This window comes from Deinococcus marmoris, from assembly GCF_001949125.1.
GTDB lineage: Bacteria > Deinococcota > Deinococci > Deinococcales > Deinococcaceae > Deinococcus > Deinococcus marmoris_A.
In genome coordinates, this window is sequence record NZ_MSTI01000024.1 from 1 (window position 1) to 14672 (window position 14672).

A 14672-nucleotide genomic window follows, 5' to 3' on the forward strand; every position below is an offset into this window, starting at 1 on the left:
GCTGTTTTCCATCAGGCAGCAGGGCCAGCACCAGACGGGCGACATCCAGAGGACACAGCGGATGCTGGTGAAAGAACCGCTCAATCTGGCGGATGACGGAAGCCGTTTGAGCGTTGCCGGGGCAACGTTCGGCCAGTGCCGCGTGGCGAACGTCTTTGGCCCCAATCAGCGCCAGGACGAGCAGAGCGAGCAGTTCCACCTGATTTTTGCGGTATTGGGGGAAGTGGGAAACGAAGCAGAGACTCAGCGATTTCAGGGCATTGGGAGACGCGCTCTGTTCTCGCGTACTGGACGAAGGATTTCAAGCCCCCTCTAAAACTGTCGGGTACTGAGCGCTGGGCGATTCCGGCGTGCCCGTCTTTCCCGTCCGGCCCTACGGCATCACGCCGTACTTCTAGGTCGATCCGGGCAATCGGGGTTTGCGAGTGCAGACTTACCTCGTGATGGTGCGCGATGTGGTGGACGGCCTGCACGAGCAGGGCTTCCGGCGCATCCTGATCATAAACGGGCACGGCGGCAATACCCCGGCGCAGGGTTTTGCCGCCGAATGGATGGCCGATCACCCCGGCACGCAGGTCAAGTTTCACAACTGGTGGAACGCGCCGGGGTCTGGGCCAAGGTGCAGGCCACCGACAGCAACGCGTCCTGGAAGGTCAAGTCTGCGGCATACAAGCGGGCGGGGCAGCCCACTTATGCCAGTTCCAGAAGATCATGGTCCCGCAAGCACTGAAGTTGCTCACCCTGGGTGAAGGTCAGCTCGAAGGGCGCGGCGACCGCAGGCCACTCGACTGGAAACCAGCCTCGCCCCTTCTGTACGACGATCAACAGGCCCTCCTGGTTGCCCACAGGTGAAAAGGTCTGACTCTGCCTATTGAACGGTGAAAGTCCGAAGCGCCGCTGCAACTTCAGGACCGTCGCCGGCACATCTGGGACCACGACACCCAGTTCGCTGATGTGCAACACGCTGGCCGGGCCAAAGGGGCCTTCGACGTCGGTGGGCAGGTCATGGCGCGCGATGAATTCAAGGATGTTTCCGGCCGCGTCCTCGAAATACAGGCTCTCGCTGTTCCAGCCCGCGCTGAGCGGAAAGCGGCGGGGACCCGCCGCATCCTCCAGCAGCGCCACACGCCGGCGCAGCCACGCCTCGGCCCCGTCCACCTGATTGCGCGGAATGTCGAAGGCAAAATGAGAGACGTTCCCAGCATCATCGTGCTGGCGAAAGGTCAGGAGCGTTCGTCCCGCCTGGAACGTCACACTGCCGGGTGTTCTCGCCATGACATTCAGACCGAGCGTTCCCGCGTAAAAGGCGTGCTGGACACTCAGATCAGGGGCGAACAGGGTTACACGGTCAATATTCATGGTGTCCTCTGGGGGCGAGCGTGCGGCGGTCATCTGCTGGGGCAGGGGGATCAACCGGCCCAAAGGTGACGGTGGAGATACTTTTCGATTTCGTCAGCATTCAGCTTAAAACCTCAAGTAAAGTTGAGGTCAAGCCCCTGGAGGTGCCCCCTGTCCCCACCCGCGCCCGACTGGACGCCGGCCCAACTGGCCGAACGCAGCGGTCTGAACATTTCCACACTGCATTTTTACGAGCGCGAGGGCCTGATTGTCAGTACCCCCACCACAGGCAACCAGCGCTGCCACCCACGCGACACGGTGCGGCGGCTGGCCTTTGTCCGCGCCTCCGCACAGGTGGGCGTTCCCCTGGCCGAGATTCGCGCCGCGCTGGCTGACCTGCCGGCTGGACGCACGCCGACAGCGGCGGACTGGGAACGCCTCTCGGAGAACTGGCGCGGCGAACTCGATGACCGGATGGCGACGCTGACCCGGCTGCGCAACGATCTGGGGGCTGCATCCGTTGCGGTTGCCTCTCGCTGGAGCGTTGCGCGCTGTTCAATCCGGGTGACGGGTATGGGGAGCGGCATCCGGGGAGCAATACCCTGGTGGGGATGCGGACGGGTTGAACTGGGCGGGAGTGGCCATTCGGTGCTGAGAGTGGAGGGGGCATAGCCGTCCCAGACCTCGGCTTCACCGGTCCCTGCTGGAAGGCAACTCGAATCGGATTCCTCAGCGCAGGGTCTGGTCCCAGGTCTCAGCTCACCCCAGTCCCCTCCGCGCCCTCCAGCAAAGTGGAGCGCTACAGTCATACTCCATGACCCTTAATCCTGAAAGCGGCCACACCACAGCACTGGAACATTTTGATGGCCGTGTGGCCCTGGTCACCGGAGCCTCTGGTGGCATTGGCAGGGCCACGGCCCGCGCGCTGGCAGCAGCGGGCGCTCAGGTGATCGTTGCCGACGTGGATCCAGGAGCGGGCGAAGACACGGCCCGCACCATCCGTGATGGAGGGGGAACCGCCCACTTCATCGCCTGTGACGTCTCAGACCCTGAGCAGGTCCGCACCCTGCTGGAGCAGACCATCGGCACCTTCGGGCAGTTGGACGTGCTGATCAACAATGCCGGCATTTCAGGAGGTGCACAGCGCCTGCATGAACTGGACGTCGAGGACTGGGACCGCGTGATGGCGGTCAATCTCCGTGGTCCCTTTCTGTGTGCCAAATACGCCCTGCCCCATCTGATGAACCGCCGGGGCACCATGGTCAACGTCGCCTCCACCTACGGCCTGATCGGCGCGCCTCAGGCACCCGCGTACTGCGCCTCCAAGGGCGGCGTGGTCAATCTCACCCGGCAACTCGCGGTGGACTACGGCCCCAGCGGCGTCCGCGTGAACGCCGTGTGTCCGGGCTACGTGGATACCGACATGGGTGGCCAGCGGGGCCGGCTGGCACCCGGACAAGCGGCAGCGGCGCTGGAACGGAGGGAGAGCAATGCCGCCCGTCAACCGTTGGGCCGCCAGGCCCATGTGGACGAGGTGGCCCGTGTGGTGGTGTTCCTGGCCTCCGGGGCAAGTTCCTTCATGACCGGGTCTATCGTGACGGTGGACGGCGGCTGCACCTCCACCTTCAATTACAACCAATAAATTGGCGTCCGAGGTCAACCACTCTGTTGCAACGGTGGCAAGGGGTTGGTGGCCAAGACGTGGGAGGCGACGGTCTTCCAGACCGTGTGTCGCCGGGCAGCAGCTAAATTGAGTCCTGAGGGTGACACCCCCGTGGCTCAGCCACCTGTGAGAACAACCCTGTGCGCCGATATCCTTGTGCAGAGCCAGCATAGGCCGAGATTTGAGCAGGCCACAATCAGCACAGCGGCCCATCCATCATCCGCCGGGCCGTACGTGACGGTGTTGTACCGGACTGCGCGCCTCTTGTTGATCAAACTGCCGTTCAGCCAATGCGACATCGTCCTGGGTCAGGCATCAAACGTCAGCAGTCGCCCTAACCGCTTCTCTGTGCCTATCAAATCGCTCCGCACTGAGCCCAGTATGGATTGATCTTGCGCTACCGATTTACTCGGCATGTTGTCTGAGGAGTTTATTCTCCGATTCTGCTTTTTCGCCACCAGCAGAGCGTTTATCACCTTTCGAAGAGATGCCGAGTAAATCGGGCCTGTACGCTGTACAAAGCCCGATTTACTCGGCATGTTTCTCCTCGTGACACCGATTTACTCGGCATCTTCATCAGCAGGTATCTACCGATTTACTTGGCATGCTGCCCGATTTACTCGGCATGTTTGGTAAACTTATCCACAGGCATAACCCGATTTACTCGGCAGAATCCTGGGGTGGGTGACCCGATTTACACGGCATGTTACCCGATTTACTCGGCATGTTCGGCAGACTTATCCACAGCTTTTGCCCGATTTACTCGGCATGTCCAGTTCGAAAACGTCGTCTGGCGCGCAAACACTCCAAGCCGCTTGTTGTTGTTGATCATCATTCTTTTTACTTCTTTAAAAACAAAAAGATCAACAAACAAGCGTGCCCCACCCGCTATAGTGGCGCGTGGAGGCCACCCTGTGACCAAAGTGCGCCGCAAATCTACCGTCGCACCGCAGCTTTTCAGTGAGATTGATCGCTTCGACGAGGCCAATTCCGCTCGTCTGGGCCTGATCTGCGTGCAGGAACGGATTCCAGAGGACTACACCCGCTGGGACATCGAGTACAACATTGACGGACGTGACGCGAAGCTCACCTGCATCTCGCCCAGTGAATACGGCGGTGTTCCCCACGGCCTCGACGGTGACTTTGCCACCCTGCTCAACGTCTTGTACCTCGAACAGGGTGCGCCGGAGAGCGGCGAGGTTCACACCACCGCGTACCAGCTCCTGCAAAAGGCTGGCTTTCCGGATTCGGGTCAGTACTACCAGTCCTTGCAAGAAGCGCTCGACCGCCTCAAAGGTGCGACCTACACCGCCAGCGAGTCCTGGCGCGACAACAAACGGAAACGCTGGACCACCGTCAAATTCAACATCATCGAACAGATTGATTCTGATACAGAGGGCAGTACTGGCTTCGGCGTGGGCACCACGCTCAAAATACGTCTGGCCCGCCCGGTGGTCCAGAGCATCCGCGAGCGCTATCTCAAACCGCTGGACATGACGTTCGTCATGAGTCTCAAACGCTCCCTGACCCGCTCGCTCTACCGCATGCTCGACGCACACCGTTACGATCCCGCAACCCCGCAGGAGCCGGCCGACATGCTCCGCCTGCCGCTGTTGCAATGGGCGAGGGAGTGCAAACTGTTGGAAACAGTCCCTGCCCGGGTCAAACGCAACCTGGAGGGGGCCCATACCGAACTCCTGGAGCGCGGGTATCTCAGAAGTGTGACCTATGAGGGAAGCCGCGCGACCACCATGATCGTGTATGAATTTGGTGACCTGCCTACCACCACCCCTGCCCCGGAACCCATGATTGAAGTGGTGCCGGATTCTCCCGTGACCGAAGAATTGCGCCGGCGCGGTGTGGTTCACCCGGTGGCCCGCAAGCTCGTTGCGGAGTACGGCGAGAACCACGTGACTGTGCGCCTGGAGATCTTTGCAGCCATGATCGCCGGGGGCTACAAGGCCCGCAACCCGACGGCCCTGCTCGTGGACATCATCAAGGACCAGGAAGGCAAGTACGCCGCGCCCGCTCTGAGTCCGGCGCTGGAAGTGGCGCGGCCCCGGGTCAAGCCCAGGCCGGAACCCAGTGAGGAAGACAGCCGAACCCTCAGCCAGCAGATGGACGCGGCCTTCCGCGCGCTGCCACCTTCCGAACAGGCTGCCCGGGCCGTTGCGAACGTCAAGCGGTTCGTGGGGAAGGAACTGCGGGAAGGCCATGTGCGCGGCCTGCTACGCGCCCTACAGGCTGGCGAGCTGGACGCCCTCGAACTTCACAACGGCGTGACGCGTGCGGCGAGTGAGCTGAGGCTCCCCGAGTTCGCTGAAGCCCTGCGCGCTGCATACGACGACACCTGAACTCCTGGGCCTACTCTGGTTGCGCGGTTCTCCCGCTCGATTTCATCTCTCGGCTCACGGTTATTTGACAATTTCACGGCCACTTTCAGAACTGGTGCTGAGCAGTAGAGCAAGCGTCATCTGACGCGTGTCAACGCAGTTGCTGCCAACGCGGTCCATGCTGCGGAAGAGCATCTTGAAAGTGCTGCGCTGAAAGGGCCGTGTGTCTCGGGGCACAGCGGATCAACGGGCACAGAACAACCACAGCACCTCCTCTGGAGTGACACTCCAGGTTGTCAGTGACTCTGCTAGGCTGCCGGAATGATCGACGTGCCAGCAGACTGGTCAGGCGGAATTGAGGACCTGGTGCGCGAGGCCAACCGCTGGCTGGCCCGCCTGCTCCCCGCCGACCGGGCCGCCCGGCCCAAGGACGAGGTCAACCCCCGGCTGGTGCGTCACTACACCACCCAGGGCCTGCTGCCCGCGCCCCGCCGCGAGGGACGTGACGCCCGGTACGCCCGTGTGCATCTGATGGCGCTGCTGGCCTTGCGGCGACTGATGGCCGACGGTCTGGGGGGCAAGGCCCTAGACGCCGCTCTGGGCGGCAAAGACGAGGCGGCATTGGAGCGTCTGGCAGCAGAGGGCGCCCTGGAGGGTGGGGAAGCGGCGCTGGTTCCGGCAGAGAACGAGGCCATGAGATTTATTCAGCAGTTGGCCCGGCCTGTTGGTGGCATGAGTCTTTCTGTACTGGTCCCGCACTTTGCAATGCCGGTTGAGCGCAACCTGTCGATGCTGCGGGAACGGAAAAGCCTGCCAGCGCCTGCCCAGCAGACCGTCAGCCAGATCACCCGCGCGGTGGTCCGCCCCGGACTGGAACTGCTGATCGGCCGTGAGTTCCAGTGGCCCAGATCTGAACATGCACAGCAGGAGTTGCTTCAGGAGATCGGCGAGACACTGCGTGACGTGAGTCGATCCCAGAAATGAACGACAGCCATTGACGCCGGCAAGAGGGAGACTGCCTCGGGTGGAGATATCACCTATCTAGATTGTTGACAACTCGAACTGACGGTGTATCATTATCTCACGGACGAAAGCCTGTCTGGCACACCCTGAATCACCACCACTTACGTGAAGTGGTGGACGCCCCTCTCATGCCCTGGAGACCCCCATGACTGACCTGACCCCCCAACTTCCCCAGATCGAACTCCTCCCTCTCAAAGCTGGCCTGCCTGCAGGCCAGGCCATCGAACTGACCGTTCTGGCCCGCATCACGCCCGCACTGATCCCGCAGCAGACTGGCCCGCGCCCGCCCCTGAACCTGGCCCTGGTCATCGACCGCAGCGGCAGCATGAGTGGCCGCCCGCTGGCGATGGCCCGCAAGGCCGCGCAGATCGGCATCCACAAGCTCGAGGCCCAGGACCGCATCAGCGTGGTCACCTTCGACGACGAGGTGGAGGTGCTGATTCCCTCGCAGCCGGTCCACGACAAGGACGCGCTGTGCCGACTGATCGAGGGAATTACCGAGGGCGGTAGCACCGCCCTCCATGCCGGCTGGCTCGACGGGGCAGGTCAGGTGGCGCAGCACCTGGATCCGCAGGCCCTGAACCGGGTGCTGTTGCTCAGCGATGGACACGCCAACTCGGGCAAGATCCACGTTCACCAGATCGTACCAGACGTCAAGGGCCTGACCAGTCGGGGAGTCAGCACCAGCACGATGGGACTGGGCGGGGGCTATGACGAGGACCTGCTGCGCGGCATGGCCGTGGCCGGAGACGGCAACTTCGAACACATCGAGGATGCCGATGACCTGCCGCGCTTCTTTGATGCTGAATTTGGTGGGTTGGCGCGCACCACCGGGCACACCGTCTCCCTGGGCATCGAGCCGAATCCAGCGCTGGGCAGCCTGCGTCAGGAAGTTCTGAACGATCTGCAGCGCAACCCGCTGGGCCGCCTCCAGTTGCCCAACCTGATCGCGGAGCGTCCCACCGAGGTGGTGCTGACCCTACAGGTCCCCGCGCAGTCCTTGCAGACAGACCTGGGCGTGACCCGCGTGCGGCTGGCCTGGACGGGCCGGGACGGCGTGCGCCGCACGATGCGGGCACAGTTGAACCTACCAGTGATGGGTGAACAGGAGTACGCCCAACTGCCCGAGCATGCCGAGGTGCGCGAGGCGCTGGAACTCCAGCGCAACGCCCGGGTCAAGCGTGACGCGGTGGGTCGTCTGGACGCGGGCGATGTCCAGGGCGCACGGATGCTGCTGCAAAACCGCCAGAGGCATTTTGAAGCGGTGGCCATGGATGCTCCGTCGCCCCGCTACACGCAGGAACTGGACCAACTTGCTGAGCTGGAACAGGGTGTGGAACTGGACCGTAACATCGCCCGCAAACGGGCGGCCAGCCAGAGCTACAACGTCAGCCGCAGCAAACGCTGAACGTTCGTGGAAACACAGATGTGGCCGGATGGAAACCATCCGGCCACATCTGGAACCGACCCGTAAAGAAGGAGGTCACAGGATGCAGGACATCACCGTGAGTGCGCACGTCGCAGAGAGGTATCAGGAACGCTTTGCTGGCAGCCTGGGCTGGAGAAAGACCCACCAGCGGCTGAGGCGACTGTTGCGCCGCGCCCGCTTCATGCAGGCCCAGACGGGCTGGGTTGGTAGTGCTCCTGAACAACGCCGTGGATTGACCGTCAAACTCCCGCCGGGCGCACCCACGCCCCCCGCATCCCGCCTGCCACAGCCCCACCCCCATACAGGGTCTGCCCGCGCAACCAGACCCGCTCCACTTTCCCGGTGAACTCGCGGCCTAAAAATGGTGACCACGGGTGAAGGGATTTGAGATCGGCGGCTCGCAGCGTCCAGACCGCTTCCGGGTCAAACAGCACCAGATCGGCGTCCAGACCCACCCCGATGGCCCCCTTACCAGGCAGTCCAGCAATGTGGGCGGGGTTGTGGCTGGCGTATCTGGCGACGAGCTGGGCCGCTGCCTCGGCGCTCAGGCCGCGCTGCTGCGCCTCCGTCATCAGCAGGGGTAGGGTCAGTTGCACGCCGTTGATGCCGCCCCAAGCGTCCCAGATACTGCCATCCGGTTTCATGGCGCTGGGACAGGGGGAATGGTCACTGGCCAGGCTGTTGATCCTGCCCGTTAGCAGCAGTTCCCACAGCCCGTCCACGTCCGCCGCACTCCGCAGGGGCGGGCCGCACTTGGCCACCGCGCCCAGTTCCAGAAAGTCGGTTTCGGTCAGCGTCAGGTGGTGGGCGCAGACCTCAAAGGTCACGTTCTGTCCAGCATTTTGAGCATCAACAATCAGTTGGGCGGCCTGCGGCAAGCTGACATGAACGATGTGCAGGCGGCAGCCCGTCGCGCGGGCCAGCAGCAGCACCCGCGCCACGGCCTCCACCTCGCTGATCGGCGGGTGGGCGTCCAGCCACGCCTGGCGGTCACTGCGCCCGGCGGCCTGAAAGTCGGCCATCAACGTGTGGATGATCTGGCTGTTCTCGGCGTGAACCAGCAGGGGCAGATCGCGGACGGCCAGTTGCGCCATTCCGCTGTAGAGAATCCCGTCGTGGGCAGCAGGAAAGGAGGGATCGCCGGTTTCGTACATGAAGGCTTTGAGGCCCAGCACACCGCCATCCAGCAATTCCGGCAGTTCGGCGCGGTTGTCGCACACCAGTCCGCCCCATAGCCCAAAATCCACGCACGAGGACGCCCCAGCCGCCGCCACCTTCAGGGCCAGAGCCTGGGCGTTGATGGTGGCGGGGACGGCATTCAGGGGCATTTCCACCACGGTGGTCACGCCGCCCGCCGCCGCTGCCGCCGAGCCGTGCGCCCAGCCTTCCCAGTCGGTGCGGCCCGGCTCATTGAAGTGAACGTGCAAATCCACCAGACCAGGCAGCAGGAGTTTGCCGCCCGCATCCACTTCCTGCCGGGCCGGTTGCTTCCCGCCAATATGGGAAATCTTGCCGTCCAGCACGCTCAGGCAGCCGCTGACGATGCCCTGCGGCGTGACGATGCGGGCGTGGGTTAAACACAGGTCATTCATGGTTAAAAGTATCTCTCCCGTATAGGGCGCAAGAACAGCGGCGCTGGGCTTGAAGGCCGTCAGCGCCGCTGGGGTGGGGTCAGGGATTTCTCAGCTCTGAACCCGGCCACCCGCGTCTATCAGCGAGTCGGGGGTCAGGTTCAGCGGGGCCTTGATGCGCCCGGCGGCGTACTCGGCCCGCTCCGGCGCGGAGGTGAACCAGTAGGCCACCGCGCCCAGGCCCGCGCCCGTGAACCACGCGAAGTTGGCCAGCGCGTGCAGACCGGGAATGAAGGCGATGAACAGGCCCACCACCACGGCGGGAACCAGCGCCACCATCGCCGGATAATTCCAGCCGTTGGTAAACCAGTAGCGGCTGCGCGAGTCGGCCACGTACAGGCTGTCCACGTCGATCTGCTGCTTCTTGACCAGGTAAAAGTCCACCAGCAGAATGCCGAAGAGTGGCCCAATAAAGGTGGCCAGCACGTCCAGCGTGTAGTGAATCACTTGCGGGTTGTTGAACAGGTTCCAGGGCGTGATGAAAATGGCGGCAATGGCGGCGATAAAGCCCCCGGTGCGCCAGCTAATGCGCTTGGGATTGATGTTGGAAAAATCAAAGGCCGGGGAGACGAAATTGGCGACGATGTTGATGCCGATGGTGGCCGTGATAAAGGTAAACGCGCCCAGTACGGCGGCGAAGCTGTTGTCAATCAGGGAGACTGTTTCAATCGGATCGGTAATCAGCTTGCCGAACACCGGCAGCGTGCCAGAGGTGGTAATCACCGTGACGACGCTGAAGGCCAGAATGTTGACTGGCAGGCCCCAGAAATTGCCCTTGCGAACCTCGCTGTACGACTTGCCGTAGCGCGAGAAGTCGCCAAAGTTGAGCATCGGGCCGCTGAAATAAGACACCACCAGCGCGATGGCCGTGAACATGGGGAACAGGGCGGCGGCCCCGGTGTACTTGACCTCGCTGAGGTTAAAGCTGATCTTGCCGCCCGCCCGCACGACGATGTAGATCATCAGCAGGAACATCACCACGTAGACGGCGGGGCCAGCGAAATCAATGAACTTCTTGATGGCTTCCATCCCAAACCAGAACACGAATGCCTGAAGCGTCCACATGATCAGAAAGCCGATCCAGCCCAGCGTGGACAGGCCCAGGAACGACGTTTCAGCCAGCGGCTGAGCGCCGGGAAAGAAGCGCAGGATCAGCAGCACCAGCGCCGACGATGCCAGATACGTTTGCACGCCGTACCACGCCACCGCGATCAGCCCGCGAATGATGGCCGGAACATTGGCCCCAAACACCCCGAAGACCATCCGGCAGGCCACCGGGTACGGCACCCCGGCCTGCTGGCTGGGCTTGGCGATCAGGTTGCACATGAAATACAGGATGAACACGCCCGCCAGCAGCGACACGAACACCTGCCAACTGTTGAGGCCTAGGGCAAACAAACTGCCCGCAAAAACGTAGCCGCCCACCGAATGCACGTCGCTCATCCAGAACGCGAAGATGTTGTACTAGGTCCAGGTCTGGGGCCGCAGCGGGGCGAGATCCTCGTTGTACAGGCGGTCACTGTAGTCGGTGGGCAGCGTGGGGGCGTGGGGCGGGGCCATCTGGGGAATGGTGGTCATGGGTGGTCTCCTGCGAGAGGCAACTCAGAGCGTGGGGCCGATGGGCCGATGTGGGGCAAATTTATTGGGACGGGCAGGATGGAGGCTGGCCCGATTGTCTTTGAACATGGTGTTTGTAGAACCTGGTGTTTTTTGGAATCTGCTTTCTCTGAATCGCCGCTAAACCCCCAGATACCGCTGAACCTCGCTCGTCGGCGTCTCCGCCGTCAGGCCCGTTTCCACCACGCGCCCCTTTTGCATCACGTAATAGCGGTCCGCGAAGGCCCAGGCAAAATCCAGATACTGCTCCACCAGCAGCACGGCCACCCGCAGCTCCTGCCGCACGCGGATCAGCGCCCGCTCAATGTCCTGCACGATGCTGGGCTGGATGCCCTCGGTGGGTTCGTCCAGCAGCAGGTAACGCGGCTGAGTGACCAGGGCGCGGCCAATCGCCACCTGCTGTTGCTGCCCGCCGGACAGGTTCCCGGCCTTGCGCCCAGCCATGTCGTGCAGGATGGGAAACAGGTCATAGATCAGCGCCGGAATCTCGCGCGTGGCGGTTTCGCGGCCCGACAGCGCGGGCAGGCCCATCAGCAGGTTTTCGTGAACGGTCAGGTGCGAGAACAGCCCGCGTCCCTGCGGCACATACGCCAGTCCGGCGCGGGCGCGGGTAAAGGCCGGTTCTTTCTCCACCTGCTCGCCGTTCAGGCGCACGCCGCCGCTGCTGACCGGATGCAGACCCGTGATGGTCCGCAGCAACGTGGTTTTGCCCACGCCGTTGCGCCCGATCAACGTCACGGCCTCGGCGTCTTTGATCTCCAGATTCACGTCCCACAACACCTGACTTTGGCCGTAAGCGGCGCTGACGTTTTCAAGCTTGAGCATGTGGCTTGCCTCCCTCCTCCCTGGGCCGTCCCAGATAAATTTCCATCACATCGGCGTCCGAGCGCAGCGTTTGCAAGTCGCCCTCGCGGAAGACCTGCCCCTGGTGCAGCACGGTAATCGGGGCGTCCAGCAGCTCCACGAAGGCCATGTCGTGGTCAATGACCAGCACGGTGTGGCGGCCCACCAGAGAGCGAATCAGCTCGGCGGTCTTGGCGGTTTCCTGCGCGGTCATTCCTGCGGTGGGTTCGTCCAGCAGCAGCAAATGTGGATCAGAGGCCACCACCATCCCGATTTCCAGCCACTGTTTCTCGCCGTGCGCCAGCAGCGAGGCCAGCATTTCCGCTTTCTCGTGCAGGCCCGTCAGGGAAAGCAGTTCTTCCACCCGCCCCGCCTCCGAGGCGGACGCGCCGCGTTTGAAGCTGGCAAAGACGCCCTTGCTGCGCTTGCACGCCACCAGCAGGTTCTCGCGCACACTCAGGCCGTCCAGCACGCCGGGAGCCTGAAACTTGCGGCAGATGCCCAGGTTCGCTACCCGGTACTCGGGCAGCCGGGTGATGGACTGCCCCAGATACCGCACGTCGCCGCTGGCGGGCCGCACCTTGCCGATAATGGTGTCCAGCAAGGTGGATTTGCCCGCGCCGTTGGGGCCGATCAATACCCGCAGGCTGCCCTTTTCCACCTTCAGGCTCAGGTTCTGGATGGCCTTGAAGCCGTCAAACGAGACGGTGATGTCCTGAACCTCTAACAGCAAATCAGTCGGCTGCATCTACGGCCACCTCCCCGGCAGTGCGGCGCACAGGCGTTGTCACGTTCTTCGTTTGGCGGCGACCGAGCAATCCGGCCACCCCCTGCGGCAGCACCAGGACCACCAGAACGAACAGTGCGCCCATGACGTACAGCCACGCGTCGGGCGCGGCGCTGGAAATCTTGTCCTTCGCCAGATTGCCCAGCACCAGACCGCCCACCGCGCCGACCAGGCTGGCCCGCCCGCCCAGCGCCACCCACACCACCAGTTCAATGCTGAAGGTCACGCCGATCATCGCCGGGGAGATGGTGCCGAGGTGCAGGGTATACAGCGCCCCGCTCACCCCCGACAGCAGCCCGCCCAGCGCAAAGGCGGCGATCTTGTACGCGGCGGGGTTGTACCCCAGAAAGCGCACGCGGTTCTCGTTGTCCTTGATGGCGGTGAGCAGCGAGCCGAAATGGGTGTTGAGAATCAGTGCCGTTCCTGCCATGCACAGCCCCAGAATCAGCAGCGTGACCCAGTACAGGCCGCGCCCAATGTTCTCGCCGCGCAGGTTGATGCCTAAAAAGGTCTGAAAATCGGTGATGCCGTTGGTGCCGGAGGTCAGGCCCTGCGAACCGTTGAGCCACGTCACAAACGCGAGAACCAGCGCCTGCGTGATGATGGACACATACACGCCGGTAATCCGCCGCCGGAACATCAGCCACGCGATCAGGCCCGCCGCCGCTGCCGGAAGAATCAGCACCATCGCCAGGGCAAAGGGGGCGCTGGCAAAGGGTTTCCAGAACCACGGCAGGCTCTCCACGCCGTTGTACATCATGAAATCGGGCAAGTCGCCTTTGGGGGTGGACATCAATTTGAGGTGCATGGCGAGCGCGTAACCGCCCAGCCCGAAGAACAGCCCCTGCCCCAGACTGAGAATCCCGGTGCGGCCCCACACCACGCAGATGCCGATGGCGGCAATGCTCAGCGCCAGCACGCGCCCCAGCAACGTCAGCGAGTACGCGCCCAGGTACATCGGGGCGAAGATCAGGGCCACGGCAGCGACGACGATGAGGGCCGTCCGGGTGGCGCGGTTCACGATTCCTCCAAAGCCCTGGACTGCGTTGGGAACAGCCCTTTCGGCTTCCACTGAAGGAAAACAACCACCAGAATCAGCATGATGGACTGCGCCAGGCTGGAACTGGTCAGGCCCTCGGCCAGTGCGGTGGTAAAGCCCAGCAGCAACGCGGCGGCCCCTGCCCCCAGCACGCTGCCCACGCCACCCACAACCACCACGAGGAAGGCATTGACGATGTACGCCGCGCCCACGGTGGGATTGACGGGAGAGAGCAGGGCCAGCCCCACACCCGCGATTCCGGCAATGCCCGCGCCCAGCGCAAAAACGAGCATGTCCAGCCGCCGCGTGTTGACGCCCAGCGACGAGGCCACCTCGCGGTTCTGGTTGACGGCGCGGACGTGCATCCCAAACGGAGAGCGGTTGAGGAGCCACCACATCCCGCCTAGCACCAGCGCGGCCAGGACGATCACGAACAGGCGCACATACGGAAAAGTCAGGCCGTCCAGCACGCCACCATGAATGACCACTGCGCCGTTGAGCCACGCGGGGGCCGTCACGGGAACCCCGGTGGACCCGAAAATCTGCCGCGCTCCCTGCTGCAAGATCAGGCTGATGCCCCAGGTGGCCAGCAGCGTATCCAGCGGGCGTCCGTACAGCCGCCGAATGACCGTGAATTCCAGCAGCGCCCCCAGCAACGCCGTGCCAATAAAGGCCAGCGGAAACGCCAGCCACAGAAATGTTGGCCCGGCAATCTTCGCCGCGATAAACGTCAGATACCCGCCGATCATCAAAAACTCGCCGTGCGCCATGTTAATCACGCGCATCAGCCCAAAGCTCAGCGCCAGCCCCAGCGCGGTGAGCAGCAGCAGGCTGGCGACAGATAAGCCGGTGAAGAGTTGGCCGGAAAAGAAAACGGGGTCCATAGGGGGCCTCCTTCGGAGGGGTCTAAAAGCGTGTTTATAAAGATGGCTCATGTTCGGTTGATGGCGTCTGGAAGGCGTTTGCGTT

Annotated in this window: 14 protein-coding genes; 7 read left to right on the forward strand and 7 right to left on the reverse strand. The window is 63.0% G+C overall.

Features of this window, described 5'->3' with window-relative positions:
* Together BOO71_RS28215 and BOO71_RS03355 are read left to right on the forward strand one after the other, a co-directional pair.
* On the forward strand, positions 1–316 hold a 316-nt coding region (locus tag BOO71_RS28215; RefSeq protein WP_217694837.1), incomplete at its 5' end, for a hypothetical protein.
* A gap of 127 nt (positions 317–443) precedes the next feature.
* Complete coding sequence (locus BOO71_RS03355; RefSeq protein ID WP_254843004.1) at positions 444–749, forward strand: creatininase family protein; 306 nt, start codon at positions 444–446, stop codon at positions 747–749.
* Here the strand turns inward: BOO71_RS03355 and BOO71_RS03360 are convergent.
* Positions 691–1359 carry a VOC family protein gene (locus tag BOO71_RS03360; RefSeq protein ID WP_217694838.1) on the reverse strand — a complete coding sequence of 223 codons (669 nt, stop codon included), beginning with the start codon at positions 1357–1359 and terminating at the stop codon, positions 691–693. The genes BOO71_RS03355 and BOO71_RS03360 overlap by 59 nt on opposite strands.
* 123 nt (positions 1360–1482) lie before the next feature.
* Between BOO71_RS03360 and soxR the strand changes: the two genes are divergently transcribed.
* From soxR to BOO71_RS03385, 5 genes are all read left to right on the forward strand, one after another.
* Positions 1483–2010, forward strand: a complete 528-nt coding sequence (gene soxR / locus BOO71_RS03365) for a redox-sensitive transcriptional activator SoxR (RefSeq protein ID WP_254843002.1) — start codon at positions 1483–1485, stop codon at positions 2008–2010.
* 142 nt (positions 2011–2152) lie between these two features.
* Entirely contained in the window at positions 2153–2980 is an 828-nt protein-coding gene (locus BOO71_RS03370) for an SDR family NAD(P)-dependent oxidoreductase (protein ID WP_075830570.1), read from the forward strand.
* Between the two features lie 935 nt (positions 2981–3915).
* Positions 3916–5355: a replication initiator protein A gene (locus BOO71_RS03375; RefSeq protein WP_254843003.1), complete on the forward strand. Its 1440-nt coding sequence runs from the start codon at positions 3916–3918 to the stop codon at positions 5353–5355.
* Positions 5356–5655: 300 nt separating this feature from the next.
* Entirely contained in the window at positions 5656–6318 is a 663-nt protein-coding gene (locus tag BOO71_RS03380; protein ID WP_075830571.1) for a MerR family transcriptional regulator, read from the forward strand.
* A gap of 184 nt (positions 6319–6502) precedes the next feature.
* A complete protein-coding gene (locus BOO71_RS03385) occupies positions 6503–7765 on the forward strand; it encodes a vWA domain-containing protein (RefSeq protein WP_075830572.1) in 1263 nt (420 codons plus the stop codon).
* A gap of 260 nt (positions 7766–8025) precedes the next feature.
* Here BOO71_RS03385 and allB read toward each other — a convergent pair whose 3' ends face one another.
* The 6 genes from allB to urtB form a co-directional block, all read right to left on the reverse strand.
* Positions 8026–9378, reverse strand: coding sequence for an allantoinase AllB (gene allB / locus BOO71_RS03390; protein ID WP_075830573.1), 1353 nt, complete (start codon positions 9376–9378; stop codon positions 8026–8028).
* 90 nt (positions 9379–9468) lie between these two features.
* Entirely contained in the window at positions 9469–10875 is a 1407-nt protein-coding gene (locus tag BOO71_RS03395; RefSeq protein WP_303046709.1) for an NCS1 family nucleobase:cation symporter-1, read from the reverse strand.
* Between the two features lie 279 nt (positions 10876–11154).
* On the reverse strand, positions 11155–11859 hold the full coding sequence (urtE, locus tag BOO71_RS03400; protein ID WP_075830574.1) for an urea ABC transporter ATP-binding subunit UrtE: 705 nt from the start codon (positions 11857–11859) through the stop codon (positions 11155–11157).
* Positions 11846–12625: an urea ABC transporter ATP-binding protein UrtD gene (gene urtD / locus BOO71_RS03405; protein ID WP_075830575.1), complete on the reverse strand. Its 780-nt coding sequence runs from the start codon at positions 12623–12625 to the stop codon at positions 11846–11848. The genes urtE and urtD overlap by 14 nt, the downstream gene beginning before the upstream one ends.
* On the reverse strand, positions 12612–13685 hold the full coding sequence (gene urtC / locus BOO71_RS03410) for an urea ABC transporter permease subunit UrtC (RefSeq protein ID WP_075830576.1): 1074 nt from the start codon (positions 13683–13685) through the stop codon (positions 12612–12614). Before urtC ends, urtD begins: the two co-directional genes overlap by 14 nt.
* Positions 13682–14587 (reverse strand): urea ABC transporter permease subunit UrtB, encoded by a 906-nt coding sequence (gene urtB / locus BOO71_RS03415; protein ID WP_075830577.1) that lies wholly within the window; start codon positions 14585–14587, stop codon positions 13682–13684. The genes urtC and urtB overlap by 4 nt, the downstream gene beginning before the upstream one ends.
* Positions 14588–14672: the final 85 nt, after the last annotated feature.

Bases quoted from the DNA above. Each gene is read 5' to 3' on its own strand.
- BOO71_RS03355 (WP_254843004.1), top strand. From the start codon at position 444: ATGGTGCGCGATGTGGTGGACGGCCTGCACGAGCAGGGCTTCCGGCGC.
- BOO71_RS03360 (WP_217694838.1), bottom strand. From the start codon at position 1,359: ATGAATATTGACCGTGTAACCCTGTTCGCCCCTGATCTGAGTGTCCAG.
- BOO71_RS03370 (WP_075830570.1), top strand. From the start codon at position 2,153: ATGACCCTTAATCCTGAAAGCGGCCACACCACAGCACTGGAACATTTT.
- BOO71_RS03380 (WP_075830571.1), top strand. From the start codon at position 5,656: ATGATCGACGTGCCAGCAGACTGGTCAGGCGGAATTGAGGACCTGGTG.
- BOO71_RS03385 (WP_075830572.1), top strand. From the start codon at position 6,503: ATGACTGACCTGACCCCCCAACTTCCCCAGATCGAACTCCTCCCTCTC.
- allB (WP_075830573.1), bottom strand. From the start codon at position 9,378: ATGAATGACCTGTGTTTAACCCACGCCCGCATCGTCACGCCGCAGGGC.
- urtE (WP_075830574.1), bottom strand. From the start codon at position 11,859: ATGCTCAAGCTTGAAAACGTCAGCGCCGCTTACGGCCAAAGTCAGGTG.
- urtD (WP_075830575.1), bottom strand. From the start codon at position 12,625: ATGCAGCCGACTGATTTGCTGTTAGAGGTTCAGGACATCACCGTCTCG.
- urtB (WP_075830577.1), bottom strand. From the start codon at position 14,587: ATGGACCCCGTTTTCTTTTCCGGCCAACTCTTCACCGGCTTATCTGTC.